25 protein-coding genes are annotated in these 25,831 nt (G+C 63.2%); 6 read left to right on the forward strand and 19 right to left on the reverse strand.

Annotated features, from left to right (window positions below):
* The first annotated feature begins 70 nt into the window (after positions 1-70).
* A complete protein-coding gene (locus tag ACQ4WP_RS19515; protein ID WP_436523500.1) occupies positions 71-856 on the forward strand; it encodes a head GIN domain-containing protein in 786 nt (261 codons plus the stop codon).
* Positions 857-916: 60 nt separating this feature from the next.
* On the opposite strand, the gene ACQ4WP_RS19520 is transcribed toward ACQ4WP_RS19515, so the two are convergent.
* The gene (locus ACQ4WP_RS19520; RefSeq protein WP_436523502.1) at positions 917-1,459 is read right to left on the reverse strand and encodes a YaeQ family protein; all 543 of its coding nucleotides are present in this window, start codon (positions 1,457-1,459) and stop codon (positions 917-919) included.
* 39 nt (positions 1,460-1,498) lie between these two features.
* The gene (gene purU / locus ACQ4WP_RS19525; protein WP_436523504.1) at positions 1,499-2,368 is read right to left on the reverse strand and encodes a formyltetrahydrofolate deformylase; all 870 of its coding nucleotides are present in this window, start codon (positions 2,366-2,368) and stop codon (positions 1,499-1,501) included.
* 30 nt (positions 2,369-2,398) lie between these two features.
* On the opposite strand from purU, the gene ACQ4WP_RS19530 reads away from it, so the two are divergent.
* The 4 genes from ACQ4WP_RS19530 to ACQ4WP_RS19545 all read left to right on the forward strand — a co-directional run bounded on the left by ACQ4WP_RS19530 (position 2,399) and on the right by ACQ4WP_RS19545 (position 4,320).
* Positions 2,399-2,710: a hypothetical protein gene (locus ACQ4WP_RS19530; RefSeq protein ID WP_436523506.1), complete on the forward strand. Its 312-nt coding sequence runs from the start codon at positions 2,399-2,401 to the stop codon at positions 2,708-2,710.
* A gap of 3 nt (positions 2,711-2,713) precedes the next feature.
* On the forward strand, positions 2,714-3,226 hold the full coding sequence (locus ACQ4WP_RS19535; RefSeq protein WP_436523508.1) for a phasin family protein: 513 nt from the start codon (positions 2,714-2,716) through the stop codon (positions 3,224-3,226).
* 35 nt (positions 3,227-3,261) lie between these two features.
* On the forward strand, positions 3,262-3,657 hold the full coding sequence (locus tag ACQ4WP_RS19540) for a KGG domain-containing protein (protein WP_436523510.1): 396 nt from the start codon (positions 3,262-3,264) through the stop codon (positions 3,655-3,657).
* Between the two features lie 150 nt (positions 3,658-3,807).
* The gene (locus ACQ4WP_RS19545; RefSeq protein ID WP_096234633.1) at positions 3,808-4,320 is read left to right on the forward strand and encodes a YgjP-like metallopeptidase domain-containing protein; all 513 of its coding nucleotides are present in this window, start codon (positions 3,808-3,810) and stop codon (positions 4,318-4,320) included.
* A 132-nt stretch (positions 4,321-4,452) separates the two neighbouring features.
* On the opposite strand, the gene ACQ4WP_RS19550 is transcribed toward ACQ4WP_RS19545, so the two are convergent.
* From ACQ4WP_RS19550 to ACQ4WP_RS19605, 12 genes are all read right to left on the reverse strand, one after another.
* Entirely contained in the window at positions 4,453-5,049 is a 597-nt protein-coding gene (locus tag ACQ4WP_RS19550; protein ID WP_436523633.1) for a PEP-CTERM sorting domain-containing protein, read from the reverse strand.
* Between the two features lie 330 nt (positions 5,050-5,379).
* The gene (locus ACQ4WP_RS19555) at positions 5,380-5,925 is read right to left on the reverse strand and encodes an LOG family protein (protein ID WP_436523635.1); all 546 of its coding nucleotides are present in this window, start codon (positions 5,923-5,925) and stop codon (positions 5,380-5,382) included.
* Positions 5,926-5,936: 11 nt separating this feature from the next.
* Positions 5,937-6,710, reverse strand: coding sequence for a tetratricopeptide repeat protein (locus tag ACQ4WP_RS19560; RefSeq protein ID WP_436523512.1), 774 nt, complete (start codon positions 6,708-6,710; stop codon positions 5,937-5,939).
* Between the two features lie 41 nt (positions 6,711-6,751).
* Positions 6,752-7,423: a TetR/AcrR family transcriptional regulator gene (locus ACQ4WP_RS19565; RefSeq protein WP_034758777.1), complete on the reverse strand. Its 672-nt coding sequence runs from the start codon at positions 7,421-7,423 to the stop codon at positions 6,752-6,754.
* 128 nt (positions 7,424-7,551) lie between these two features.
* On the reverse strand, positions 7,552-8,145 hold the full coding sequence (locus tag ACQ4WP_RS19570) for a phasin family protein (RefSeq protein WP_436523514.1): 594 nt from the start codon (positions 8,143-8,145) through the stop codon (positions 7,552-7,554).
* Between the two features lie 135 nt (positions 8,146-8,280).
* Positions 8,281-11,919 carry an EAL domain-containing protein gene (locus ACQ4WP_RS19575; RefSeq protein WP_436523516.1) on the reverse strand — a complete coding sequence of 1,213 codons (3,639 nt, stop codon included), beginning with the start codon at positions 11,917-11,919 and terminating at the stop codon, positions 8,281-8,283.
* A gap of 301 nt (positions 11,920-12,220) precedes the next feature.
* Positions 12,221-13,177 carry an esterase/lipase family protein gene (locus ACQ4WP_RS19580; protein ID WP_436523518.1) on the reverse strand — a complete coding sequence of 319 codons (957 nt, stop codon included), beginning with the start codon at positions 13,175-13,177 and terminating at the stop codon, positions 12,221-12,223.
* Entirely contained in the window at positions 13,174-14,808 is a 1,635-nt protein-coding gene (locus ACQ4WP_RS19585) for a GMC family oxidoreductase (protein ID WP_436523520.1), read from the reverse strand. The genes ACQ4WP_RS19580 and ACQ4WP_RS19585 overlap by 4 nt, the downstream gene beginning before the upstream one ends.
* A gap of 10 nt (positions 14,809-14,818) precedes the next feature.
* Positions 14,819-15,343 carry a hypothetical protein gene (locus ACQ4WP_RS19590; protein WP_436523522.1) on the reverse strand — a complete coding sequence of 175 codons (525 nt, stop codon included), beginning with the start codon at positions 15,341-15,343 and terminating at the stop codon, positions 14,819-14,821.
* An 86-nt stretch (positions 15,344-15,429) separates the two neighbouring features.
* On the reverse strand, positions 15,430-16,608 hold the full coding sequence (locus ACQ4WP_RS19595; RefSeq protein WP_436523524.1) for an MFS transporter: 1,179 nt from the start codon (positions 16,606-16,608) through the stop codon (positions 15,430-15,432).
* A gap of 89 nt (positions 16,609-16,697) precedes the next feature.
* Complete coding sequence (locus tag ACQ4WP_RS19600; RefSeq protein ID WP_436523526.1) at positions 16,698-17,600, reverse strand: LysR substrate-binding domain-containing protein; 903 nt, start codon at positions 17,598-17,600, stop codon at positions 16,698-16,700.
* On the reverse strand, positions 17,597-18,361 hold the full coding sequence (locus ACQ4WP_RS19605; RefSeq protein WP_436523528.1) for an RNA methyltransferase: 765 nt from the start codon (positions 18,359-18,361) through the stop codon (positions 17,597-17,599). Before ACQ4WP_RS19605 ends, ACQ4WP_RS19600 begins: the two co-directional genes overlap by 4 nt.
* Before the next feature lie 195 nt (positions 18,362-18,556).
* On the opposite strand from ACQ4WP_RS19605, the gene ACQ4WP_RS19610 reads away from it, so the two are divergent.
* Positions 18,557-19,339 (forward strand): inositol monophosphatase family protein, encoded by a 783-nt coding sequence (locus ACQ4WP_RS19610; protein ID WP_035826389.1) that lies wholly within the window; start codon positions 18,557-18,559, stop codon positions 19,337-19,339.
* Between the two features lie 78 nt (positions 19,340-19,417).
* Here ACQ4WP_RS19610 and ACQ4WP_RS19615 read toward each other — a convergent pair whose 3' ends face one another.
* From ACQ4WP_RS19615 to ACQ4WP_RS19635, 5 genes are read right to left on the reverse strand one after another with little or no spacing between them, the layout of a single operon-like run.
* The gene (locus tag ACQ4WP_RS19615) at positions 19,418-21,649 is read right to left on the reverse strand and encodes an Ig-like domain-containing protein (protein ID WP_436523530.1); all 2,232 of its coding nucleotides are present in this window, start codon (positions 21,647-21,649) and stop codon (positions 19,418-19,420) included.
* Between the two features lie 50 nt (positions 21,650-21,699).
* The gene (locus ACQ4WP_RS19620; protein WP_436523532.1) at positions 21,700-22,512 is read right to left on the reverse strand and encodes a LytR C-terminal domain-containing protein; all 813 of its coding nucleotides are present in this window, start codon (positions 22,510-22,512) and stop codon (positions 21,700-21,702) included.
* Entirely contained in the window at positions 22,509-23,441 is a 933-nt protein-coding gene (locus ACQ4WP_RS19625; RefSeq protein WP_436523534.1) for a type II secretion system F family protein, read from the reverse strand. Before ACQ4WP_RS19625 ends, ACQ4WP_RS19620 begins: the two co-directional genes overlap by 4 nt.
* 41 nt (positions 23,442-23,482) lie before the next feature.
* Positions 23,483-24,457 carry a type II secretion system F family protein gene (locus tag ACQ4WP_RS19630; RefSeq protein WP_436523536.1) on the reverse strand — a complete coding sequence of 325 codons (975 nt, stop codon included), beginning with the start codon at positions 24,455-24,457 and terminating at the stop codon, positions 23,483-23,485.
* A gap of 6 nt (positions 24,458-24,463) precedes the next feature.
* Positions 24,464-25,810, reverse strand: coding sequence for a TadA family conjugal transfer-associated ATPase (locus ACQ4WP_RS19635; protein WP_436523637.1), 1,347 nt, complete (start codon positions 25,808-25,810; stop codon positions 24,464-24,466).
* Positions 25,811-25,831: the final 21 nt, after the last annotated feature.

Here is a 25,831-nt window from a genome sequence, read left to right on the forward strand (position 1 = left end):
GCAGCACGGTACGCAGGCGCCACCGGCTGGCATACCATGCACGCAGTCCAATTGAAAACAGGGAGCAAGAATGACACCGACACTTTTCCAGCCCCACCATGCCCGCGCCGTGACGACCCTGCTGCTGGCCGTCTGCGCCCTGGCCATCCCGGCCGCGCCGGCGCTGGCGTCGCCACTCGACTGGATTTCCAGCAACAGCATCCAGGGCAGCGGCAAGCTGCAAAAGCAGACGCGCGAAGTGGGCAGCTTCCATGGAGTGGCGCTGAGTGTGCAGGGCACGGTTGAATTACGCATTGGCAACACGGACAGCGTCACCATCGAGGCCGACGACAATATCCTGCCGCTGATCGAGACGGTGGTGGAAAACGGCACCTTGCGCATCCGCCCCGCCAGGCGCAATACGATTTTCCGCCAAAGCAACCTGACCATCGTCATCCAGGCGCGCCAGGTAGAACGCATCAGCGTGGGCGGCTCGGGCAGCATCACGGCAACGGGCTTGCGCGCCGAGAAGCTGCGCTTCGACGTGGGCGGTTCCGGCTCCATCGATGCGCGCGACCTCGACAGTCGCATGACCTCCATTTCCATCGGCGGCAGCGGCAACTTCAAGGCCAGCGGCAAGACGGAACAGCTGACGGCATCGGTCGGCGGCTCGGGTAATATCCAGGCGGGCCGCCTGGCCGCGCGCGAGGTGCAGGTGAGCATCGGCGGCTCGGGCGAGGCGGAAGTATGGGCCAAGGATGACTTGACCATCAGCATCGGCGGCTCGGGCGAAGTGAGCTATTACGGCGATCCGCGCATCAGCCGCAGCATGCAGCGCTCGAGCAGCATCAAGCGCCTGGGCAGCGCGCCCAATTAAACGCCTGCAATGACAAAAGCCCGGATCGCTCCGGGCTTTTTGCGTTTCAAACGGTCAAAATCAGCGTGCCGGCTTCACCGGTTCGCGGTCGATCAAGACCGTGTTGACGCTGTCGGTCAGCCAGATCTGGCCATCCTGGATCGTGCATTGCAGCTGCATGCTGCGCTGCGCCAGCTTGCTTATGTCTTGCGCCGCCTCGGATGGCAGGTTGATCACGGTCAAGTTCTTCGCCCGTTCCAGCTTGTTGGCGATCTGCTTCCACCAGATGTGGCTGGTTGCGCCATAGCTGTAGACGATCACCTGTTCCGAACGGCCGCAGGCCTTCAGGATGCGTTTTTCGTCGGGCTGGCCCACTTCGATCCATAGCTGGATGGCGCCCGTCAAGTCCTTCTGCCACAGGTCGGGCTCTTCCGTGTCAAACAAGCCTTTGGTAAACGTCAGCGCTGCGTCAGCATGGATGGCGAACGCCAGCAGGCGTACCATCATGCGCTCGTCCGTTTCGGACGGGTGGCGCGCCAGGGTCAGCGCGTGCTCCTGATAATAGTTGCGGTCCATGTCGGCGATCTGCAGATCGGCTTTGAAAATTGTTGCTTTAAGGGCCATCGTGTTTCTGTCTCGGTAAAGTGAATAATGAAGTCGGTATCAGCGGAAAACCACCGTCTTGTCGCCATTTTTCAGGATGCGGTGCTCGACGAACCATTTCACGGCGCGTGCCAGCACCACGCACTCGACGTCGCGGCCGATGGCCGTCAGGGTTTCGGCATCCATCGCATGGTCGACGCGCTCGACATCCTGCTCGATGATCGGGCCTTCATCCAGGTCGCCCGTGACGAAATGGGCCGTCGCGCCGATCAGCTTGACGCCGCGGTGATGCGCCTGCGCATACGGCTTGGCGCCCTTGAAGCTGGGCAGGAAGGAATGATGGATATTGATGGCGCGGCCGTCGAGCGCCTGGCACAGGCCGGGCGACAGGATTTGCATGTAGCGCGCCAGCACCACCAGGTCGATCTTGTGCGTGTCCATCAACTCGATGATCTTCGCTTCCTGCGCCAGCTTGGCCGTTTCCGGCGCACCGGCCGCCAACGGCAGGTGGTGGAAGGGAATATTGTAGCTGGCCGCCAGTTGGTAGAACTCCATGTGGTTCGAGACGATGGCGGGAATTTCCACGTTCAGCAAGCCGCTCTTGTAGCGGAACAGCAAATCGTTCAGGCAATGGCCGATCTTCGACACCATCAGCATCACGCGCGGCTTGACGCGCGCATCGTGCAATTGGCCATTGAGCTGCATGACTTGCGACAGGTCGGCGAAGTCGCTGCGCAACTGGGCGTCGCTGACGGCGGCGTCTTCCAGCGCGAAATGCACGCGCATGAAGAACAGCTGGGATTCCTGGTCGCCGAACTGGGCGGAATCGATGATGTTGCAGCCGTGTTCGGCCAGGAAGCCGGACACGCGGTGCACGATGCCGCGCTGGTCCAGGCAGGACAGGGTCAGGATGTATTCGGGATGCGTCATGGTCGCGGAATAAGGCAAAAAAGGTGGGCTATGCTCGGCTCAGCCACGCGCGCCGGCCATCGGCTGCGCTGCCGCGAGCCGGCTATTGTCGCACGGCCGGGCCTGGAAGCCGGCATTTTCCACACAAGCTGCATGGCTGCCAGCGGCGGCAAGCCGATTCACGTTCATTTGATCTGGCACAAAGTCATCGCGATTTTCCGCCTGCCAGACGCCATTCTCACGCCAAACGGGTATCCGGCGTGGAACCTGGCACGCCATCTGGCGTCTATCTCTTTGCTTGTTTCAGCACACGTCGCATCCGGTACACCGGGTGTTTCTCGGACCAGATTTTCATTGAGGTAGAACATGTTCACCAACAGTATTCCCCAAAGTCTCAGCCCCGCTCTGAAGTCCCACCTGGAGACCCAGTGCAATTTCGCCACTGAACTATCGCGCAAGCTGTTCGATACGGCGCAGCAACTGGGCGAGCTGCATCTGCGGCTGGCGCAAGACCTGCTGCAGGAATGGAACAGCGCCAGCCAGCAACTGCTGTGCGCGCGCGACACGGGCGAGTTCATGTCGCTGGCCGCTGCTCAGTTGCAGCCGGGCAGCAACAAGCTGCGCCAATACCAGCAGCAACTCGGCAATCTCGTCGCCAACGCCAATGTCGAGATGAACCGCACGGCAGAGAACCACCTGCCCGAAGCGAGCCGCACGGCCGTGGCTTTCGCCGATGAAGTAGTACGCAAGACGGCCGAAGAAACGGAAAAAGCCACACAGCGCCAGCGTGAAATGATTGAAAAAATGCATGCTACGGGCCACCGCGATGGCGCAGGCCACGGCCGCGAGACCGGCAGGCAATCCGATCAGGCGCATTGAGCATCTGATTCCCACTCGACAGCAAGGAGAGCGACATGGCTAACAGTAATGAGCAGGGCAAAGACGCTGGCAGCAGCCAGAAAGCCAGCGAATCGGGCAGCGCCAAAGGCACGAGCAAGCGCGGCTTTGCCGCCATGAACGAGGAGCAGCAACGCGAAATCGCCAGCAAGGGCGGTCAGGCAGCCCATCAAAAGGGCACGGCGCATGAATTCGACTCGGAAGAAGCACGCCGTGCCGGGCAGAAAGGCGGCGAAGCCGTCAGCCGCAACCGCGAACACATGGCGGAAATCGGCCGCAAGGGCGGCGAAAGCAGGCAATCGGCCCAGCGCGCCAACGAAAGCCGCAGCAGTAGCGCGGCACGCAGCGGCAGCGCCGAGCAGCAAGCCAAGGCGAGCCGGCAAGGCAGCAAGGACGAGGATGACAAGGGCTAGGGCTAGGGACTAGGGCTGACCAGGCTGACCTGCGCGCGCCGCTTGACGGCAGAACAGGGCGGCCTTGGCGGCCCCGTGCAAGGGGTGGCGCAGCGCGGGGCACGGCGGTATGGTACATTCTCGCCTTCCCCCCACCCCGCCCTTCCCCGCATGCAGCCATCCCTGAAATACCTGAGCGCCTATTCCGAACAAACGCAGGCGCAAGTGCAGCAACTGATCGCGCAAGACAAGCTGGGCGAAGTCCTGTTAAAACGCTACCCGAACGCGCACGATGTGCGCAACGACAAGGCGCTGTACCAGTACGTGCAAGACTTGAAAAATGAATTCCTGCGCAATGCCGAGCCCATCAACAAGGTGGCGTTCGACAGCAAGATCCATGTGATCCAGCATGCGCTGGGCTTGCATACCTCGATCTCGCGCGTACAAGGCGGCAAGCTCAAGGCCAAGCATGAAATCCGCGTGGCCACCATGTTCAAGGAAGTGCCGCTGGAATTCCTGCGCATGATCGCAGTACACGAACTGGCGCATGTGAAAGAAAAGCAACATGACAAGGCGTTCTACAAGCTGTGCGCGTATATGGAACCGCAGTATCACCAGTACGAATTCGACGTGCGCCTGTACCTGACTCAGCTCGACCTGTCGGGCCAGCGCCTGTGGTCGTGACGCGCGCGTAACGAAGGCGCCCCGCAGTTGCACCGGGGGCTTTGTTCGCGTGCGTCAGCCTGTCAGCATAGCCGCCTGGTAAAACTGGCGGCTTATACGTGTGCGCCGGCATGGCCGGCACCTTGTTCAGGCTCAGGCGACGTTCTTGCGACGGCGCAGGAAGGCCAGCAGGCCCAGTCCGCCCAGCAACATGCCGTACGTGGCCGGTTCCGGCACGGCGCTCACGCTGGCGGCGATATTATCGACCTGGAAGGTGTGCAAGGCGCCTTCCTTCCACGATGCCGACAGCAGGTTGTTGAAGCCCGTGAACGTGTAATCGCTGAAAGTATGGCTGCCATCGAGGCTGAAGGTCTGGGTCACCGTGCCGCCGCCCACCTGGTGGCCGACAAACGTCACGTCGTAGGAGCCAGGCAAGCTCACGAAATCGGCCAGGCTGATCGAGCTGAGCGAGAATGCGGCGCCATCGGTACGGCTCAGCGTTGTCGTCGACAACAGCGTGGCGCCCAGGCCGGCCGAGCCCGCATAGGCAAAGTTGCTTTGATGCGCAGAACTCAACAGGCCCAGGAAGCTGCTGTCGAAATCGTAGCCACCTTCCGAGTAGGAGTTGAAGACGGAGCCGAAGATGCCGGGATGTTCCAGCGCATCGAAGCCGATAATGGTGGTTTCTGCCTGGGCGCCGCCAGCGGCGGCAAGAATGGCGGCGACAGCGGTCGCGCGCAAGAGGGTCATGGGTTTCAAAATAGCATCCTTTCGAGATGATGAAGTAGCGTGGTTGTGGCAACTTGAAACAGATCAGCACCTTTTTTTGGGAGTTTGTACTTTTCGAAGTCTGTACAACACTCGTCGGTGTCCGATATTCCTAACTTTTGAACCATGCCAGTAGACCACACTCATACTTAAAAAGCATCTTCATTTTCAAAAAAGCATGCTTTTATGGAAATATAATAGGCATATTTTTATTAATTGAGTTGTTGAGCTCGATCAATTTTCCCGTGTGGAAATAAAAAAAGCCATGCATTTCACAGTGCATGGCGTTGGATAAGATTCCACAAGGAAAATTTACGGCACACAGTCCTTCAGTCGCTGCACCAAGGTCGCAGGATCTGCGTCAGCATTCAGGAAAGCCGCGTGCTGCGGACGGATGAAGCCCTGCTCCCTGCCGTTTTGCACAAAAGAGATCAAGCCATCATAGAAACGGTCGACATTGAGCAAGCCGATGGGCTTGGCATGCAAGCCCAGCTGGGCCCACGTGAGCATCTCGAACAGCTCTTCCAGGGTGCCATAGCCGCCGGGCATGGCGATGAAGGCATCGGACAGGCTGGCCATCATCGCCTTGCGCTCATGCATGTCCTTCACGATGAACTGGCGCGTCAAGCCCGTGTGGCCCACTTCGCGTTCGACCAGCTGGGTGGGGATCACGCCCGTCACCTCGCCGCCCAGGCGCAGCACTTCATCGGCGATCACGCCCATCAGGCCAACCTTGCCGCCGCCATACACGAGTGAAATATTTTCCGCCACCAGCACGCGCGCCAGTTCACGCGCCGCCACGGCATAGTCCGGCGAGACGCCCGCGTTGGCGCCACAGTACACACATAAAGCCTTGATCACAGTAGCCCTTATCCTTTCAATTCATCGATCGCCGCCTCGACCTCGAGGCGTTCCTTGGCGTCCAGTGCCACGCACTCGGCCGCCTTTTCATACAGGGCCAGCGCTTCCGCCAGCTTTTTCTTTCCGTCGAGCATGTTCAAGGCGCGCGCATATTCGCTGTGCGCCAGCGCCGAATAAGGCGTCAGCGCCAGCGCCGTCTTGAAATGCTGGTAGCCGTCTTCCTTGTTGGCGCCGTAGGTCAGGCTGCCGATCATGGCGCCGACCTTGTCGATAATTTCCGTATGATAAATCCCAAACGCAATATGCGCTTCCGCATGCATGGGCGCCACCGTCATCGTGCGGTCCAGGCTGTTTCGCACGCGCGCCCCCATGCCCTGCGCCAGGGCCTTGACGACGGACGTGCCCAGCGCGTAGCGGCCCAGGCTGTAGGCATGCCAGTAGTAGCCGGCCGGGTTGTCCGGCTGCTCGCTCTGCTGGCGCTCGCAGCGCTCCGCCACTTCTTCGTACATGTCGAGTTTCTGGCTGTCGTTCACTTCCAGGTGCGTGGCGTAGATGCAGGTCGCCTTGTGCGCCACCGCATAGCCGGGCACGCCAACGGCCAGGCCCAGCTTCACGGCGCGCTCGAAGTCGCCCGCATGGAAGGCCAGCCAGGCCTGCACCAGCGCCGGGTGCGTGGGAAACGGTTCCACATCGCCCGCATGCAGGCGCGCCCAGGCCGCCTCCAGGGACTGCGGGGTGTAGACATATGCTGCGTCCGGATAGGGAAATTGTTTCCAAGCCATATATCTCTCCTGTAATTGACGACATGGCGCCAGCAGCCGGGTCAGTCGTTCTTGAGTTTGGTCACATACTCTTCCGACAGTTTGCGAAACAGCAAATGCGTTTCATTGCGCAAATACGGCCCGATCAGGGACAGCACCTGGTAGCAGCCACGCGCCAGCGCATCGGACATCGATTGCTGCTCGCTGTACTTGCGTGGGTTGCGCACATATTCGTACGACAGCCAGTAGGTGGCAACGACCACCATATTCGTCGCCATCGCAGCGACTTCCATGTCCGACGCTTCGAGCGACTGTTCGCTGCGCAAATCTTCGCACAGCTGCGTGGCCACCTTGATCTTGTGCGCCAGGATCAGCTTGAAGTGCAGTTCCAGCTTGCGGTTGCGCGACAGCAAATCATTGAGGTCGCGATAGAAAAAGCGGTAGCGCCAGATCAGTTCGAACATCAGGTGCAGGTACAGCCAGACATCCTCGATATTCGAACGGCGCCCGTCAGGCACGGTCAGGATGCGTTCGATTTCCGCCTCGAACTGGACGAAGATCGAATTGACGATGTCATCCTTGTTACGGAAGTGGTAATACAAGTTTCCCGGCGAAATGTTCATCTCTTCCGCAATCACGGTCGTCGTGATATTCGGCTCACCAAACTCATTGAACAGGCGCAGCGACAACTCCAGGATGCGTTCGCGGGTACGGCGTGGTGCTTTTTGTAGCATGGCGGGCAATCTCTCTGTGTTCTGCCGCAAGCATACCACCTAAGATAGCCGTAATGAAACACTCGGCCCCACGGCGCCGGCGAAAAACGCAGGCAAAAAAAAAGCCTGCGCGAGCAGGCTGCACCAACTCAGGCCGGCGCTGCTTTTTTCTTCGCCGCCGCTCTCGCAGCAGGCTTGCTCACTGGCTTGCTCACTGGCTTGGCTGCGGCGCGGGGCGCGGCCCTGGCTGCCGGCTTGGCCGGGGCCTTGGCGACGGCTGCTTTCGGCGCGGCTTTCGGCGCCGCCTTCACGGCGGGCTTGGCCACAGCCTTCGGTTTGGGCGCCGGCGCGGCCTTGGCCGACAGCGCCGCCACCTGCACGCTCAAGGCATCGATCTTGGCGTGCAGCGCGGCGATATCGTTTTGCATCGGCACGCCGATGGTGGCCAGGGCGCGCGCGACGCGCTCTTCAAACACCTGTTCCAGCTTGTCCCAGGAACCGCTGGCCTGCTTGCCCACGCCATCGGCCAGTTTGCCGACGCTATCGCTGACATCGGCCACCTTGTCTTCGGCGCGCTTCTGGAATTCCGTGCCTTCCTTCACCAGCTTGGAAAACACGCGCCCGCCCTCTTCCTGCGCCTTGGCGAAGGCACCCAGGCCCGCTTGCCAGATCTGCTGCGCGGACGAGCGCACGGCGCTCGCCAATTCCTTGTCTTCCGTCAACTCCTTCAATTTCTTCACCATCGTCCGCTCCCGTCATATGAAAGGCCATGCCACTTCATGGATGCTTTTTATTCTAGAGAGCAAAACTAGAGACGGGAGTCTAATTCGATAGAAAGCTGCTTCTAAACGTGCGCCGGCGCACGCAGTGGCAAGCACCTAGGCCGCCGCTTTCACCGGGCCATGCAGCAGCTTGTGCAGGCGGAAGCCTTCGCGGATGTTCTCGCGCAGCACGGCGCCTTTCCACGGCTTGGTATAGAAACGGTCGATGGCGCCACGATTGATGGCCGCCATGATGGGGGTCAGGTCGGCAAAGGCGGACAACATGATGCGGAAGGTGTCGGGGCACAGGTGCTTGACCCGCTCCATGAATTCGGTGCCGCTCATGAGCGGCATGCACTGGTCGCACAGGATCACCTGCACCTTGTGGCGCGCCAGGATGTCGAAACCTTCGGCGGCCGTCTGCGCCGTGAGAATGCGGTAGCCATCCTGCGCCAGGAAGTCGCTGAGCACGTCGAGCATGAAGACATCGTCGTCGACGATCAGCAAGGTCTGCTGCTCTTCGCCATCGGCATCCTGGGGCGCCTGCAGCAGCTTGCCGCCCATCAGCATCTGCTCGAATTCTTCCTGCGGCACGGGGCGGCTGAAATAATAGCCCTGCATCTCGTCGCAGCCGTGGCGCCGCAGGTAGGCCAGCTGCGCATCGTTTTCCACGCCTTCGGCGATCACTTCCAGCTTCATGCTGTGCGCCATGCTGATGATGGCCAGCACGATGGCCGCGTCGTCCGGATTGCTGGTCACTTCGCGCACGAAGGCGATGTCGATCTTCAGCTTGTCGATGGGGAAGCGCTTCAGATAGGCCAGGCTGGAATAGCCGGTGCCGAAATCGTCGATGGAAATCTGGATGCCCAGCGCCTTCAGGTTGCGCAGCACGGCGATGGTTTCCTCGGCGTTCGACATCAGCGAGCTTTCCGTCAACTCCAGCTCCAGCAGGTCGGGCGCGATATCGTACTTGCTGATCGCCTTGAGCACCTCTTCTTCCAGGCCGCCGACGAAAAACTGGATGCCCGACACATTCACGGACAGGTGTACGGGGCCGATGCTGCTGGCGCCCCACTCGCTGATCTTCTTGCAGGCCTCGTCAAGCACCCAGTTACCGACCCGCACGATCAGCCCCGTTTCTTCCAGCAGGGGGATGAACAGGGCCGGCGAAACCATGCCGTGGCCGGGGCGGCGCCAGCGTATCAGCGCCTCGGCGCCGCTGATGCGTCCCGAGATGATATTCACCTTGGGCTGGAAGAACAGCACGAATTCCTCGTTGTCGATGGCACGCCGCAGCGCATTTTCCATGTCCAGCCGCGCCATCGATTGCGCATTCATTTCCGCCGTGAAGAAGCGGAAGGCATCGCGCCCGGCCTCCTTGGCGCGATACATGGCCGTGTCGGCATATTGAATCAGGGTGTCCGCATCGACGCCGTCTTCGGGGAACACGGAAATGCCGATGCTGACCGTCACCGTCACCTCGTGGCCCTGCAAGTCGAAGGGCTTGCGCATCGCTTCGCGGATCTTGTCGACCACGCCCACGGCATGCTGGGCGCCTTCGGGCAGCAGCAGGATGGTGGCAAACTCATCGCCGCCAAAGCGGCCGATGGTATCGCGCACGCGCAGGCAATCGACCAGGCGGCTGGAAAACTGGCGCAGCAGGTCGTCGCCGAGGGTGTGGCCCAGGGTGTCGTTGATATTCTTGAAGCGGTCGATGTCCATGAACAGCACGGCCACGGCCCACTGGTGCTCGGCCGCCTGGGACAGCGAATGGGTCAGCGAGGCGTAAAACTGGCTGCGGTTCGGCAAGCCCGTCAAGGTGTCGAAATGGGCCAGCTTCATCAGGCGCTGCTCGGCATCCTTGCGCTCGGTGATGTCGCGCGCCACGGCCACCAAAATCCAGCTCTGCCCCGAGCGCAGGGTGCGCCGCTGCACTTCCACCGACAGTGGCGAACCATCCTTGCGCTGCAGCTGCAATTCCGTTATCGGACCGCCCTGATCGCCCGCCAGCAGCTTGTTGTACAGCTCTTCCAGCTGGGTCTCGCCCTCGTTCGCGCGCCCTGGCCCCACGCGCAGGAAATCCTCGCGTTCAAAGCCCAGCATGCGGCAGGCAGTCTGGTTGACGTCGACGAAGCACATGCCGGCGCGGTCGACGAGGAAAATCGCGTCGGCCGTGGCATCCATCGCCAGGCGGAAGCGGCGCAAGTCTTCATCCAGGCGGATACGCGCCGCCATGTCCAGGGTCAGCTGCTCGTGGTGGCGCTTGATCTCGTCGTACAGCAGCAGGTTGTCGTAGGCGACGGCGATCTGCGCCGCCACCGTGGCGGCCACTCGCTCGTCGACTTCGGAAAACTCGTTCGCCCCCAGCTTGTCGACCAGGTACAGCCATCCGTGGCTGCGCTCGCGCGAGGCGATGGCGACGCCCAGGAAGGAATGCACGGGCGGATGGGTGTCGGGCAGGCCCAGTGCGCCGGGGTCACCTTTCAGGCCATTGACACGGTAGGGCTGGCGCTGTTCCAGCAAACGGTTCAGGATGCCCGTGCGCGGCGCGCTGGCGATGCGCTCGAGGTTTTTCTCTGCGCCGCAGGAGGAAAAATAACTGAGCTTTTCGGCGCCCTCTTCCAGCACGCCAATGCAGGCGTACTTGGAGACGCAGATATTCTGCGCCACCTTGCAGCCCGCCTCGATCAAGGCGCGCGGATCGCGTTCTGCGCCCAGCTCGATGCCCAGCTCGATCAGGGCCGTCAGGCGCAGGCTCACCGCCTGCAGGCTCGACAGAGAGCGCGACAGGCGCTCCGTCATGATGCCCAGGTCTTCGGGCATGGCGGCATGGCCTTCGCGCTGGCTGGCCAGTTGCGAAATCTGCTGGCTGCTCGATTCGAGTTCGTCGAGGTAACCGCTGACCTGGTGTTCAATGCCGGCCAGTTGGCCAGTGGCGGGAGGGGCCGCACCGCCGCCCGCGCCCGGCACGGCGGGCACCTGGGAGACCGCCGGCATCAGTCCCAGCGCCTCGTTGACCGTGCGCACGATGACCTCGGGGTCGGACGGCTTGGGCAACACCCAGCGCACGCCGCACGCCTGCGCCAGCAAGATCGCTTCCTGCTCGCGGTAGGTGGCCGTATAAAAAATGATGGGCACGTCGGTCAGCGCGGGATCGGCATGCACGCGCGTGACGAATTCGTAGCCGTCCATGTTCGGCATGAGAATGTCGGAGATAATCAGATCCGGCCGCTCGGTGCGCAGCACTTCCAGCGCGTCGGCGCCATTCGCCGCCGCCAACAGGCGGTGGCCGCCGTAGCCCAGCAGTGCGGTCAGGAACTCGCGGTTCAGCACATGATCGTCAACGATCAATATGGTAGCTATGTCGTTTTTAACTGGCGTCGACGGCGCCCCGGGTAAAAAAGATTCCAGCTCCGCCACGAACAGGTCCGGCTCGATCGGCTTGCCGATATAGCCATTGAAACCCGCTTCGAGCAGGCGTTCGCGGTCGCCCACCATGGCCAGCGCCGTCACGGCCAGGGCCGGGATCTTGCGCAGCAGCGGGTCTTTCTTCAGCTCGGCCACCACGCCATAACCATCGAGCTTGGGCAAATGCACGTCGCAGATGATCAGGTCCGGCAATTCGCTGCGCGCCATGCGCACGCCCTCTTCGCCGTCATAGGCGGCCAGCGGCGTGTACCCGAAGGCACGCAACAGGTACACCATCAATTCCATATTGGTGGCGTTATCTTCGATAATCAGGATACGTGCGGACAATTAGCACCCCTCATGAAAACTGCATAGACTCATTTTCTGCCTGCACCCAACTTTCCGATTGCACAGCAACATGCCAATCCTACAACATTCTGCCATGCATCCCCGCAAATATCTCGCATGCGGATGCGCATGGCGCGGCGCATACGGCCTAGTCAATCATTGCTGACCGTCACCTTGGTGATGCTAGCTTAATACAGGACGCCAGTGGAAAACAGCATTTTCTGTGCCTGTACCTGTTAAACCTGGGCAATAGCAGAGTCAAAAGAGACAGTCTTGCCATGCAGACAAAACACAACAGGATTCAGGAAAAATGGGGGCACGAGGGTGGCTGGACGGCTTCGACCTTGATAGTGATTTCCGCTACCAACTGACGCAGCACGCGCGCATCGCTGGCCAGCGCCACGTGGCCGATGCCGCCGAAGGCCAGATTGCACGCGCCGGGCAAGTGGGCGGAAGTTTGCGGCGCGACAATATTATCGTGATGCGAATACATCGAGGTGATCAGTGCGCGCAGTTCCGGCGTCTCGCTGGCAGCCAGCTGCGCCAGCCAATCGCTCGGTGCGCCATTGATACGGCTCATCTGGCGCGCATTGGCGCCCGCCGCCAGGTTGGCCAACACCGTGCCGTGGTGCGGCGTGCCGATGGTGAAGATGCGCGCCACGCGGGCTGCGCCGTAATGACGCAGCCAGGCGCGCGCCACCAGACCGCCCATGCTGTGGGCGACGATAATGGCTTGCGGCTTGCCCGTGAGCGCGCACAGCTCGTCCAGCGCCCGCTCCACTTGCGTCACATAGCTATCGATGTCGGCATCGAGCGGCTCCAGGTCAATCGCCTTGTGCACGATGCCCGCCTGCGCCAGCTGCCGGCTCAGCTTTGTCCAGTAGCCGCCGTTGCACACATAGCCGTGCACCAGCAGCACTGGCAAAATCTGGCCGGTGATGGTGTCGGCCGCATGCAAACGCGGACGCAGCATGCCCCATGAGGACGTCCACAGGGTGGCGCGCAACTCGTCCAGAAACAGCCGCGCGACGCCCAAGGCACCCAGCTGGTATGGCGCCGGCACGGGGCTGCCCAGGCGCCGGCTCTCCCAAAAGTTGCGCGCCACAATCAGCGCGCGCACGGCCAGCAACATGGCCAGCGCCAGCAGCACGGCCAGTACCGGCGAGGCGACGCCCCACGCCTGCATGGCCAGGTACGCCACGCCCAGCACGGCCAGCACTTGCAGCAGCATCAGCCACTTGAGGATGCGCGCGATCATGCGGCAGCTGGGGCGGGCACGGGGGCCGGTTTTCCCGTCAACTGCTGCGCCAGGCCGCTGGCCAGGCGCGCGGCCAGCGCATACAGCGTCAGCTGCGGATTGGCGCCGATCGAGGTGGGCAACAGCGAACCGTCGTGCACGGACAGGTTGCGCACGCCATGGTAGCGGCCATCGCCCCCCGTCACGCCCAGGCGCACATCGTCCGACATGGCGCAGCCGCCCATCACGTGGGCCGACACCACGCGCGCCAGCAGCGCCTTCATCGGCAAATCGCCGATGGCCTGCTTCGCCTGCGCCCAGCTCGTGTAGTGGCGGGCCAGCTCGTGCACGGGATACACGCTCCGCGCGCCGGCAGCAAACTGGATTTCCGCCATCGACAGCAGCGCGCGCCGCGCGCCATCCCAGATAAAAGGCGTGAGCGGATAGTCGAGCACGGGCGCACCAAAGCTGTCGATGGACACGCTGCCGCCCGCCGAATCGTGGTGAAAGCCGTCGCGCAGCAGCGCCAGCAAGCCGTGCGCATGGGGGAATTCGCGCATGGTACGCGCATGTTCATCGCCGAAGCCGCCCATGGTGGTGGCCATCAGCAACGGGTGCAGGGGCGGCGCCTCGAGCTTGTAACCGATAGGACCATCGATGGGCGCCACGTGCAGGAAATGGTCGGAATAAATCGTCTGCGGCGCGCCCGCGTAGGCATCGACGCGCTGCGGGAACAGGCCGGCCGAAATCAGCGTCGGATGCAGGAAAGTGCGCTGGCCCAGCAAGCCGTGCGGATCGGGCGCCTGCGAGCGCAGCAGCAGGGCCGGCGAGTTGATGGCGCCGCCGGCCAGCACAAAATGCTTGGCGCGCAGCGTGAGGCGCACGCCCGTGGGCGCCTGCCCGGCCGCGTCCAGCGCCGTCACCTGCAGGCTGTCGATGCGCTCGCCCTTGAAGAGGAATCGCTCGGCGCGCGCATGCACGAGCAGGCCCGCGCCCAGCGCCAGCGCCGAGGGGATCGTCGTCACCAGCATCGACTGCTTGGCGTTGGTCGGGCAACCCATGCCGCAGTAACCGAGATTCCAGCAACCGTTCACATTGCGCCGGATGGCGGCGGTGGGGATGCCCAGCGCCGTGGCGCCACGGCGCAACAAGTCGTTGTTTTCATTGGGTGGCGCGGTCCAGTCGCTCACGTGCAGGCGTTTTTCCATCATGGCGAACCACGGCGCCATGGCGTCCACGGAATAGCCGGACAAACCAAAATGCTGGCGCCAGTATTCCAGGGTGCCGGGCGGCGTGCGAAAGCTCGAGGTCCAGTTGACGGTGGTCGAACCGCCTACCGTGCGCCCCTGCAAGATGTTGATGGCCTTGTCGCGCGTCTTGCGCGCGGCCGATTCCTGGTACAGCGCGGGATAAGCGTCCGCTTCGCGCATCTTGAAGTCTTTCGAGGACTTCAAGCCGCCCTCTTCGACGATCAGCACTTTCAGGCCGGCCAGCGCGAGGATTTCGGCCGTCACGCCGCCACCGGCGCCGCTGCCGATGACGACGACATCCGCCTCCAGGGTGCGGTCGGTGTTCAAGGTACTGGCGTCGGTGACGTTCCAGCCTCCGGCCACGCCGATGGCGATGGGATCGGGTATGGGGGATGTGCTCATGGATGCTCTCTTAACTCAGCTCGGGCAGCGGTCCCGGATAGCCGATGGCGGCCCAATGGGCGGCATCGGCATACCAGGCGCCGAGGATCAGGTCGTGCAGGGCCAGGTAGGCCGTCTGCAGGGTGGCCAGGCGGTGCGTGCGCCAAGACTGCAGGAAGGCGGCCACCTGCGCCGGGTCGGCCTCAGGCCAGCCTTTGTCAACGCCAGCGACAAAGCGCCGCGCGGGCGCCAGCGCCAACAAGCCGAACAGGTCCTGCACTTCCTGCTGCGCCGCCAGCGGCAAGCCACGGATGGCCGTGTCCACGCCGGCGATGGCGCCATCGAGGGCCTTGCTGCGCGCATCGCCCCCGTGCGGCAAGGCCACGCCCAGCATGGCCGGCACGATGGCCGCCAGCGCCGCGCGCGCCTCGCCATCGAGCGCGAAGCGGCTAGGCGCCGCCGGCCCCCGCAGCGCGCGGTAGGCGGCGCCGCCGGCGGCCAGCGCACAGGCGCCGAGCACGCCCAGTTTCAGAAACGATCTGCGTCGCATTCCCATGTCTCCCCTTGTTTTGTACGGCCTTTTGCAGGCCAGTGTACGCCAAAGGCAGTGGGCGTTTGAACGCAAAACCTAGAGCGCCGCGTCTATTTTTTCGACGAAAACCATAGCAGCAGCATGGCCAGCAGCGCCGCCACCGCGCCGCCGATGGCGATACTGGGCAAGCCGAAGGCGACGATCAAGGTGGCGCCCAGCGCACCGCCGGCGGCCGTCCCCGCATTGAAGGCGGCGATATTCAGCCCCGCTGCCACCGCGTCGCTGCCCGGACAATGCCGCTGCGCCAGGCGTAGCAAACGCATGGTCGACAGGGTCACGAGGGCAAAGAACAGCAAGCCCAAAATGCCGCACAGGGCCAACATGGCCAGGGGCTGGGCGCGCAGCAGATAAAAGGCCAGCAGATTGAGCGCCAGCGCCGCCAGGGCCAGCACGGTGGCACGCACCGCGGAAGGGCGATCCGCGCACCAGCCGCCCAGCAGGTTGCCGCCGATGGCGCACACGCCAAAGCACAGCATGGCGGCGCCCAGCCAGCCCTCGTCGATTCCACCCAGCTGCAGCAGGAAGGGAGAGATGTACGTAAAAAAACTGAAGGTGGCCACGCTGACCAGCGCCGCCACGCCGGCCGCCAGCAGCAGGGGCGCTTGCAAGATGGCGCGCAGGCTGGCCAGGGCCGATGCGGCGGCGGCTTCCTGGCGCGCGGCCGGCATGGCGAAGCGCAAGCCGGCGCCGCCGCACAGGGCCAGCACGCCGATGGCGGCAAACACCCAGCGCCACGACGAGACGGCGCCCAGCCAGGTCCCCAGCGGCACGCCGCCGGCCAGCGCCAGGGTCAGGCCCAGCCAGACGATGGACAGGGCGCGGCCCGCGCGGGAAGGATCGACCAGGCTGGTGGCCGCATGTGACGCCACAGCCATGAACACGCCATGCGCGAGGCCGACGGCAAAGCGCACACCCAGCAGCGCGCCCAGCGCCGGCGCGGTCGCCATGGCCACGCTGCCGGCCGCCAGCGCGGCCATCGTCGCCACCAGAACCTGGCGCGTAGGCTGGCGCGCCAGCATGGCCGTCAGCACGGGCGCGCCGATGGCCGCTCCCAGCGCATACGCGGCGATGGCGCCACCGGCGGCGGCCACGCTGGCGTGCAAGTCGCGCGCCATGGGGGACAACAGGCCGGCGGCGATGAATTCGCACAGGCCGAAGGCAAAGCTGCACAACGACAGCCAATAAATGGAAGGGGGCAGCGCGCGGCTGCGCGACGAAACGTTGGACATGGCATTCCCGACAATCAAAACGCCATGCTGGCCCCTGGCTCGTCATCTGTAAAATATCTTATTTATATTGAAATGAGACTTTATAAGTCTCAATGTGGGGCAGACAGCCGCAATTGCGCCAGCAGCCGCTCGCGCACGGGGGACGTGCGCTGCGGATCCCACGCCATGTACAGGTCGAGCTGGCGCAGCGGCGCGGGCGCATCGCTGTGCAGCGCGAGCATGACGACGCCCGCTGGCGCGCAGGCGGCCAGGTTGGCCGGCAGCAAGGCCACGCCAAAACCGGCCGCCACCAGTCCCAGCACCGTTTGCAATCGGCGCGCCTGCTGCACCACATGCGGCACGAAGCCCGCGTGCAGGCACAGGCTGGCCAGCTGGTCATGAAAACCCTGGCCCAACGCGCGCGGCGAGGCGACGAAATCATCAAAGGCCAGGTCCGCCAGATCCACGCTTTCCTGCCCCGCGCAACGGTGGCCGGACGGCAGTGCCACCAGGATGTCTTCTCCCGACAGGCGCTCGAAGCGCAAGCCTGGCGTGCTGTGCCCCGGCGCGCGCAACAGGGAGATATCCACCTCGCCCTGCTCCAGCCACTCGACTTGCTGCTGCGTCGACGCTTCGCGCAAGGTAAATTGCACGGCCGGCGAGACGGCGCGGAATGCGCGCAAGGCTTGCAATACATGGGCATACGGCGTGATGTGGATGAAACTGAGGCGCAAATGCCCCTCGATGCCCTGCGCCACGCGGCGCGTGGTCGCCACGCCCTCTTCCAGGCTGGCCAGCACCTGGCGCGCCGTGGCCAGAAAAGTGCTGCCGGCCGGGGTCAGGCTGACCTTGCGGTTGGTGCGCTCGAATACGGGGTAGCCCAGCGCCTCTTCCAGCCGCAGAATCGCCTGCGACAACGGCGGCTGCGCCATGTGCAGCCGTTCGGCCGCGCGGCGGAAATTGAGTTCCTCGGCGACGGCGATGAACTGGCGCAGCAGCCGGGTCTCGATCATGGGCCTTTTTTCGCCATCGCCAGGATATGTCGCGCGATGCCGCGCAGGATGTTGACCTCTTCCGTCTCCAGCCCCGTGCGCGAAAACAGGCGCTTCAAACGGGGCATGAGCTTTTTCGGGTTGTCGGCGTCAAGGAAATCGATGGCCACCAGCGCCTGCTGCAAGTGATCGTACATGCCGTCGACCTGCGCCAGGCTGGCCGCGTCGCCATGGAAACCGACGGGACTGGCGAGCTGCCCATCGCCGAGGGCCGCCACGCGGCATTCATAAGCGACGACCTGCGCCGCCTGCGACAGGTTCAGCGAGGAATACGCGGGATTGGCGGGAATGTTGATCAGTACATTGCATTGCTCGACGATTTCGTTGGGCAAGCCGAAGCGCTCGTTGCCAAAGATGACGGCCGCGTGCAAGTCTTCGCTGGCGGCCAGCTGGCTGGCGATGGCGCGCGGCGCGGTGACGGGCGGCGAGAATTCGCGCAATCTGGCCGAGACGGCGGCCGCGTAATTGCAGCCTTCGAGCGCCTCGGCGATCGAGCCGACGATGCGCGCGCCCGACAAAATATCCTGCGCGCCGCTGGCGAAGGCCACCGCTTCCGCGTCCGTCAAGGCATCGGGAAAGCGGGGATTGACCAGCACCAGATCGGAAAAACCCATCGTTTTCATGGCGCGCGCGACGCCGCCAATGTTGCCAGGACGACTAGTTTCGACAAGAATAAATCGCAGGCGTTTGAAAAGAGACGTGTTGATTTCGGGCAGATTCATTTAAAATAGCGCTATTGCGCGGTATCGATACAGGAAATTTCGGGAAACGGAGTCACAAAACGCTGACTCCAGGCCGGGATTTTAACCACTTCGGCACCGCTCCGCTCTTTAATTCATTCTTGCACTCTATCGTACCGGCGCCGCAAGGCGGCCATGGGCGGTCGCGTGCTTTTAACGGAAGCTCACATGCACCCAATGCTCAACACGGCGATCAAAGCCGCCCGCCGCGGCGCCGCCGTCATCAATCGCGCCTCTTTTGACCTCGACCGCGTCGTCGTCACGGAAAAACAACATAACGATTTCGTCACCGACGTCGACCAGGCGGCCGAACAAGCCATCATCGAGGTGCTGTCCAAAGCCTACCCGGACCACGCGTTCCTGGCTGAGGAATCGGGAGCTTCCGCCAACTCGCACGACGAGAATGAATATCAATGGATCATCGACCCGATCGATGGCACCACCAACTTTATCCACGGCTTCCCGCAATACTGCATCTCGATCGCCCTCGCGCATCGCGGCGTCGTCACGCAAGCCGTCATCTACGACCCGGTCCGCAACGACCTGTTCACGGCCACCAAGGGCGCCGGCGCCTACCTGAACGAAAAACGCATCCGCGTCACCAAGCTGGACCGCATCTCGAACGCCCTGCTGGGCACCGGCTACGTGGCCGGCAGCGCCCGCGCGCTGGACGAATACCTGAAAATGTACGCGATCATGGGCGAACGCAGCCAGGGCGTACGCCGCGCCGGCTCGGCCGCGCTGGACCTGGCCTACGTCGCTTGCGGCCGCCTGGACGGCTTCTACGAAAAAGGCTTGAAGCCTTGGGATATCGCTGCCGGCGCCCTGATGATCACGGAATCGGGCGGCATCGTCGGTGAATTTTCCGGCGAATCGGACTACCTGTACAAGGGCGATGTCATCGCCGCCAGCCCGAAGATCTTTGGCCAGATGATCACCCTCTTGACGCCTTTCGCCTGATTGCCAGACGCGGGCTGATGTAAAAAAAGCTGCCGGAGGAAACTCCGGCAGCTTTTTTATTGCCCGCAGGTATAGCGATCAGTCGCTGACACCATACGTCGCCGACGTCAGGATGCCATTCGGCGTGCGTACCGTCACCGTCAACAGGCCGTTGCGCACGCTGTTCGGCTGGCACGCGGTGCCGATCTGGGTCACGTCGCTGATCATCTGCACGGGATAGATCCAGTTCGCGGAACTGGCGCTGTCCATGCTCGGCACGACAAAGCTGGTGCCGCTGACGATGCTGCCATTGCTCGCCGAGAAGCTGATCGTCGTGCCGGCCGGCAGCGGATTGCCGGGCAAATCCATCACCTGCCCCGTAACGGCGGCACGATTCATGGCAAACACGGTGTCATTGCTGTCGCGGATGGCGAGCGGGAAGGTCCGTACCCGGTTCTCGAACACGCTGCCATCGACACACTTGTCCAGATCAACAGAGGCAGCGCCCAGTGGCGTGATGCGCGCCGTGCTGCCGGACAGCACCTGCACCAGTGCCTGGCGTATATGCACGGTGTTGGCGACCGTCGTATTGGCGCTGGAGGCCGCGCGTCGGATGCCATTGTATTGTCCATCACCGGCCTGGTCCCAGATGCCGTTGCCATTCGAATCAGTTGGCTTTTCGGGACTGACAAGCACGGCATTGCCCGTGCTGTAGGCGTCATCCTTGAAATTGGCATTGCTGCCAACAATGGCGCGGTCATTGCGAAACGGTTCGCCCAGGTCGACATAGCTTTCGCCGGCATCATACAAATTGTTGCCATTCGCATCGACAAAGCTCTCCTCGCCCAAGGCAACGGCCAGGATGGTCACGCGGCCGTCAAGCGGACGGGGATTGCCGGGGCAGAAATGCACGCTGCACGAACCCGGCACGCCCTTCTGCGTGATCACCGTACCGTCCGTCAAGGTGGTGTTGGCCAGGCCCGTCAGGCAGGATGCATCGACGGTGCCGCCTTCGGCCGTGAAGCTGACGGCCGTGCCGTCGGGTACGGGATTGCGGAAATGGTCGCCCAGGCGCACCGTGATGGTGGCGCCCGTCGGTGCGGCGCAGCCGGCAAAATCGCCGCCTTCCGTATTGAACATGGACGTGCTCAAGGTAAAGCCGTCCTGCTCGGATATGCCGGTGGACACCACCAGCTGGTCCGAGACCGTCGACAGGCTGGTGCCTTGCAACGTGGCCGTGACGCGGATCGGCGTACTCATGGTGCCGGAAGCCACCGTGGTGCTGACGCTGCCATCGGCGCCGCTGGTCGATTGCGCCGGATTGAGACTCAGGCCGCCTGCCGTGGTGTTGAGCGAGAAATTGACCGCTTTGCCGCTGACGGGATTGCCATTCCTGTCGAGTACCTTGAAGGTGACGACGGACGACTCTTGCCGGCCCGCACCGCCCGTGCCTTTCAGGGCGATGTTTTGCGGCAGCGCCGAGACAAAGCCGATCTGGCCGGCACTGGCCGTCTGCACCGTCAGGGTGCCCGTCTGGCTCAAGGTGGTGGCATTGAAGACGGTGCTGGCCGTGATCACGTCCGGCGCGCCGCAGCCCTTGTCGATGTACGAGGTACTGGCCACGCCATTGACCGTATTCACGGGGCTGCTGATGACCGCCTTACCGGCGCTGGCGCAAGGCGAGCTGAAGACAACCGACTGTACCGGCGCATACACGGCCGCGCCATTCATCACCGTCACGCTCAGGCCGGCCGTGCCGCCCGCCGACAGGGTCGCCGGCATGACGCCCACGCCGCCCAGGGTCAGGGTCGGGTAGACCACCGTGTAATTGATATTCGACGTCACCACGCTGCCATTCACCGTGGCGCTGGCCGTCAGCGCAAAAGCGCCGCTCTGGCTGCCGGCCGCGATGACGATGCTGGCCACGCCGTTCGCGTCCGTCAGGGCGCTGGCCGCACCCGGGGTGAAGCTGGCGCTCTTGTCGCTGCTGTTCAAGGTCAGCAACACGCCCGGCAGCACCGCACCCTTGCCATCCTTCACGACGGCTTGCACGGTGGCGCTGTTGCCCGGGCTGACCGAGGTGGTCGCCTTGCCGGCCCCGTCTTTCAGGCTCAGCGCCAGGGTCACCGGCACCGGTGCCACGGGAACCACCGGCGTGACGGGCGGCACCACGCAGCCGGGCAGGTTCGGATTGCGGCTCGGGTCCAAGGTGCTGCAATCGCTGCTGGCGGAACCGCCCCCACCACAGCCGGCCAGCAACGTCACTGCCGTGCCGGCAGCCAGACACAGCGCCCAGCGCGCCGGCAAACCGCTACTCATCAATCCAGACATATACTTCTCCCTGTTATTTTGCTGCTGATCATGTGTTAGTGCTATCTTGTTCAAGCCTGGTCGCGCCCCAGGATCAGGCGGATGCCGGCGCTGCGCCCCAGGCCGGCGACGGCCACCAGTTGCATGGCCTCCCCCCGCTGCGCCAGTGCTTGCCGCAAGGCATCGGCCTGGCGTGCGTGGCCGGGCGCGTACAGGATCTGGCTGCGTTCCTGGCGAAAGCCGGGCTGGTTGCGCAGCCGGCTGACCGCCATGCCCCGCGCTTGCACGCGCACGCGCACCTGCGCCGCCATGCCGCGTATGCCATTGCCATTGATGATTTCGATCTCGGCCAGCGCCTCCGGCGCGACAGCCACGGCTGGCGCGGCCGGCACCAACGCCAGTTGCGCCGCCTGCACCAGTTGCAAGTTATTGCGCGCCAGTGCCGTGCCGCCAGCGCGCGCCATGGCCTGCTCGAGCATGCTGGACGCTTGCGCCAGCTCCCCTTGCAGGTAATACACATAGCCGAGATTATTCAGGGGCTGGGCAGCCTCGGGGTAGTCGCGCACCAGCACCAGCAGCGCCGTGGCAGCCTGTTCAAGCCGGCCCTGGCGCGCGTCGAGCACGGCCAGCGCATTGCGCGCTGCCAGTTGCTGCGGGTCAAGGGCGATCGAGGCGGCAAAGGCTTCGGCGGCAAGCACCAGCTGGCCCCGTGCCTGGTAAAACTTGCCCAGTTCAAAATACGTGGCGGCATTCTGGCCTGCGGAATGGCTGATGCGCTGCACGCCCTGAACCTGCCACTGCGGCGTAACGTGCGTGGCCGTACAGCCCTGCAGCAGGCACGCCAGCAGCCACCAGACAGGCAACCTGAACCAGCGCAGCGTCATACCCCTCCCATCGCCGGCAGCAGGGCGCGGCGGATCTGCAGCAGGGCAGGCCCCATGAGCACCACTAGCAAGGACGGGAAAATAAAAAAAATCAGAGGAAACAGCAACTTGAGCGCAATCTTCGCCGCCGTTTCTTCGGCACGCTGGCGCCGTTTGGTGCGCAACTCGTCCGACTGCACGCGCAAGGAAGCGGCGATGCTGGTACCGAAACGCTCCGCCTGTATCAGCAGGGTCACCAGCGCATCGACATCTTCCACGCCCGTGCGCAGGGCCAGGTTGCGCAAGGCCTTGTCCTTGGCGCTGCCGGCGCGCAGTTCCAGGGTCACCAATTGCAATTCCTCGGCCAGGATCATGCTTTTCAGGCCAATTTCCTGTGCCACGCGGGCCAGCGCCGCATCCATCGCCAGGCCCGCTTCGACGCAGACGGTCATCAAGTCCAGCGCATCGGGAAAGGTTTCGAAGATTTCGCGCTGCCGCTCTTTCAGGCAATGCTTGAGCCAGAAGTCGGGCAAGTAATAGCCCAGGGCCGCGGCCAGCACCAGCCACAGGAACAGGTTGTGCTCGCCGTGCCGCAGCAGCAGATAGGCCAGCAAGGGAAACAGCAGCGCCAGCCCCGTCTTGGCCGCGTAAAACAGCGCCGGCGCGGTGCTCTTGCGCCAGCCGGCATTAATAAAGCGGATACGGATGGGCGATACTTCCCAGCCCTCTTCAGGCAAGGATAACTTGGCCAGAGGACGGGTCAGGCTGATCAGGTGGCCCAACCAGCGCTGGTTCATCCGGCCGACCTTGCCGGTATCTATTTTCTGGACGTCCAGGGTATCGAGGCGCACTTGCACCGCGTTGCCCGCAAACAACCGCGCCAGCACCAGGACGATGCCGAACACGATCAGAAACAGCACCACCAACAGGCCAATCTGCAAGCCGCTCATCGTGCCACCCTTCGTATAGTCAATTGCATCATTTCATGGCCTCACACGCGAATCCGGACAATCTTGCGGATGAAAAAGATGCCAATCACCAGCATGCCCAAGGCCATCGCCACCATCTTGCGGCCGCCGCTATCGAGATACAGCACGGAGAGGAACTCGGGGTTTGACACCTGCATCATCAGCGCGGCGGCGAAGGGCAGCGAACCGAGTATCCAGGCGGACATGCGCCCTTCGGCCGACAGCACGCGCACTTGCCCCATCAATTTAAGACGGTCACGGATGATGGCGCTGATACTGTTCAGCAACTCCGTCAGGTTGCCGCCCGTTTCACGCTGGATCAGCACGGCGATGACGAAATAGCGCAGGTCCGTGCTGGGCACGCGCGTCGCCAGGCCCGACAGGGCATCGGACATCGCCACGCCGAAATTGACTTCATCAAACACGGCGCGGAATTCATCGGCCAGGGGGCCCGTCATTTCATCGCCGATCATTTTCAGGGCCGTGGGAAAAGCGTGGCCGGCGCGCATGGCGCGGCTCATCATGTCCAGGGCGTCGGGCAACTTCTGCTCGATGCGTACCAGCCGGCTGGCCTTGGCGCGGATGACGAGCAGGAACGGCAGCGCCGCGCAGGCAAGGCTCAGCAGCAGCCGCAGATACCAGGGCAAGGGGCTGAGGCTGCCCAGCAGCAGCCCGAATAGCAAGCTCAGCAAGCAATAGCCGAGCAGCTTGCCCACATTCCAGTTTTTACCCGACTGCAACAGCAAGCGGTCCAGCCATTGCACGCCAGGCAGCGCCTCCAGCAAGCCTTGTACGCCCGCATGCGAGCTGAGCTGCCGGTTCTTGGTGATCGACACGGTTTTCTGCGCGTCATCGCTGGCCGTATTCATCGCCCGCAAGCGGCGCGCCACGCGCCCGGCACCGGCGCCGCGCGACTGCAGGTTGAAGTAAACGGCGCCCACCAGCAGCATGACCGCCAGGAAGATCAACAGATACACCAGATACGAGAGATAGCCCATGCCGCGTCAGCGCCCGGTGCCGGTCGGTTCGAAGACCGCGCTGGAAATGCCGATGCCAAAACTCTTCAGGCGTTCCAGGAAATGGGGACGGATGCCGCTGGCCGAGAAATACCCGACCACTGCCCCGCTCTCCCCCACCCCCGTCTGCTTGAAGCTGAAGATTTCCTGCATCGTGATGACATCGCCCTCCATGCCCGTGATTTCCTGGATCGACGTGACCTTGCGCTTGCCGTCGATCAGGCGCGATACTTGCACCACCACCGATATAGCCGAGCTGATCTGCTGGCGGATGGCCTTGCTGGGCAGGTTGGCGGCCGCCATGCTGATCATGTTTTCCAGTCGCGTAATGGCGTCGCGCGGGGTGTTGGCGTGGATGGTGGCCATCGAGCCTTCATGGCCCGTGTTCATCGCGCCCAGCATGTCGAGCGCTTCGGCGCCGCGCACCTCGCCCAGGATGATGCGATCGGGACGCATCCGCAAGGCATTGCGCACCAGCGCGCGCTGCGACACTTCCCCTTTGCCTTCGATATTCGGCGGGCGCGTTTCCAGGCGCACCACGTGCGGTTGCTGCAATTGCAGCTCGGCCGCGTCTTCCACCGTGACGATGCGTTCGGTATGGCCGATAAAGCCGGAAATCACGTTCAGCATGGTGGTCTTGCCGCTGCCCGTGCCGCCGGAAATGAGAATATTCATCTTCGCCTTGCCCAGGCCCTGCAGCACCTCGGCCATCTCGGCCGTCATGCTGGTGTAGGCGACCAGGTCGGCCAAGCGCAGGGGATCGACGGAAAAACGGCGGATCGACATCACGGGTCCGTCGATGGCCAGCGGCGGGATGATGGCGTTGACGCGCGAACCGTCGGGCAGGCGCGCATCGACCATGGGGCTCGATTCGTCGATGCGGCGACCCACGCGCGAGACGATCTTGTCGATGATCTTCATCAGATGGGCATCGTCATTGAACACGACATCGGTCAATTCCAGCTTGCCGCGCCGCTCGACATACACTTGCTTGTGGCCATTGACGAGGATATCCGACACGGTCGGGTCCGACAACAAGGTTTCCAGTGGGCCAAAACCGAGCATCTCGTTGCGGATGTCGCGCGTCAGGTTCTTGCGCTCGACATCGTTGATGACCACAGCTTCTTCGTCGAGCAGGCGCTCGACCAGGCTGCGCAACTCGTCGCGGATCTGTTCCTGCGTCAGCCGCTGCATGCTTTCCAGGTCGACGCGCTCGAGCAGCAGCGAGTGGATGCGCTGTTTCAGCTCGCGGTAGCTGCGGTTGTCGATGGATGGTGCGCGCTGCGGCGTCAGGGTAGCGATCTTGCCATTGCCGAGACGCTCGCGGATCGACAGACTGGAGGCGGGAGAAGTTGC

It is taken from the genome of Janthinobacterium lyxosi, from assembly GCF_051380665.1.
Classification (GTDB): domain Bacteria; phylum Pseudomonadota; class Gammaproteobacteria; order Burkholderiales; family Burkholderiaceae_D; genus Janthinobacterium.

What these genes read in the sequence shown, in the direction of transcription:
- ACQ4WP_RS19620 (WP_436523532.1), bottom strand. Translation starts at nt 22,512, where the DNA reads ATGACGCTGCGCTGGTTCAGGTTGCCTGTCTGGTGGCTGCTGGCGTGC.
- ACQ4WP_RS19560 (WP_436523512.1), bottom strand. Translation starts at nt 6,710, where the DNA reads ATGGCTTGGAAACAATTTCCCTATCCGGACGCAGCATATGTCTACACC.
- ACQ4WP_RS19615 (WP_436523530.1), bottom strand. Translation starts at nt 21,649, where the DNA reads ATGTCTGGATTGATGAGTAGCGGTTTGCCGGCGCGCTGGGCGCTGTGT.
- ACQ4WP_RS19535 (WP_436523508.1), top strand. Translation starts at nt 2,714, where the DNA reads ATGTTCACCAACAGTATTCCCCAAAGTCTCAGCCCCGCTCTGAAGTCC.
- ACQ4WP_RS19520 (WP_436523502.1), bottom strand. Translation starts at nt 1,459, where the DNA reads ATGGCCCTTAAAGCAACAATTTTCAAAGCCGATCTGCAGATCGCCGAC.
- ACQ4WP_RS19565 (WP_034758777.1), bottom strand. Translation starts at nt 7,423, where the DNA reads ATGCTACAAAAAGCACCACGCCGTACCCGCGAACGCATCCTGGAGTTG.
- ACQ4WP_RS19610 (WP_035826389.1), top strand. Translation starts at nt 18,557, where the DNA reads ATGCTCAACACGGCGATCAAAGCCGCCCGCCGCGGCGCCGCCGTCATC.
- ACQ4WP_RS19605 (WP_436523528.1), bottom strand. Translation starts at nt 18,361, where the DNA reads ATGAATCTGCCCGAAATCAACACGTCTCTTTTCAAACGCCTGCGATTT.
- ACQ4WP_RS19625 (WP_436523534.1), bottom strand. Translation starts at nt 23,441, where the DNA reads ATGAGCGGCTTGCAGATTGGCCTGTTGGTGGTGCTGTTTCTGATCGTG.
- purU (WP_436523504.1), bottom strand. Translation starts at nt 2,368, where the DNA reads ATGACGCATCCCGAATACATCCTGACCCTGTCCTGCCTGGACCAGCGC.
- ACQ4WP_RS19585 (WP_436523520.1), bottom strand. Translation starts at nt 14,808, where the DNA reads ATGAGCACATCCCCCATACCCGATCCCATCGCCATCGGCGTGGCCGGA.
- ACQ4WP_RS19545 (WP_096234633.1), top strand. Translation starts at nt 3,808, where the DNA reads ATGCAGCCATCCCTGAAATACCTGAGCGCCTATTCCGAACAAACGCAG.
- ACQ4WP_RS19580 (WP_436523518.1), bottom strand. Translation starts at nt 13,177, where the DNA reads ATGATCGCGCGCATCCTCAAGTGGCTGATGCTGCTGCAAGTGCTGGCC.
- ACQ4WP_RS19540 (WP_436523510.1), top strand. Translation starts at nt 3,262, where the DNA reads ATGGCTAACAGTAATGAGCAGGGCAAAGACGCTGGCAGCAGCCAGAAA.
- ACQ4WP_RS19515 (WP_436523500.1), top strand. Translation starts at nt 71, where the DNA reads ATGACACCGACACTTTTCCAGCCCCACCATGCCCGCGCCGTGACGACC.
- ACQ4WP_RS19600 (WP_436523526.1), bottom strand. Translation starts at nt 17,600, where the DNA reads ATGATCGAGACCCGGCTGCTGCGCCAGTTCATCGCCGTCGCCGAGGAA.
- ACQ4WP_RS19590 (WP_436523522.1), bottom strand. Translation starts at nt 15,343, where the DNA reads ATGGGAATGCGACGCAGATCGTTTCTGAAACTGGGCGTGCTCGGCGCC.
- ACQ4WP_RS19630 (WP_436523536.1), bottom strand. Translation starts at nt 24,457, where the DNA reads ATGGGCTATCTCTCGTATCTGGTGTATCTGTTGATCTTCCTGGCGGTC.
- ACQ4WP_RS19570 (WP_436523514.1), bottom strand. Translation starts at nt 8,145, where the DNA reads ATGGTGAAGAAATTGAAGGAGTTGACGGAAGACAAGGAATTGGCGAGC.
- ACQ4WP_RS19550 (WP_436523633.1), bottom strand. Translation starts at nt 5,049, where the DNA reads ATGACCCTCTTGCGCGCGACCGCTGTCGCCGCCATTCTTGCCGCCGCT.
- ACQ4WP_RS19595 (WP_436523524.1), bottom strand. Translation starts at nt 16,608, where the DNA reads ATGTCCAACGTTTCGTCGCGCAGCCGCGCGCTGCCCCCTTCCATTTAT.
- ACQ4WP_RS19530 (WP_436523506.1), top strand. Translation starts at nt 2,399, where the DNA reads ATGCTCGGCTCAGCCACGCGCGCCGGCCATCGGCTGCGCTGCCGCGAG.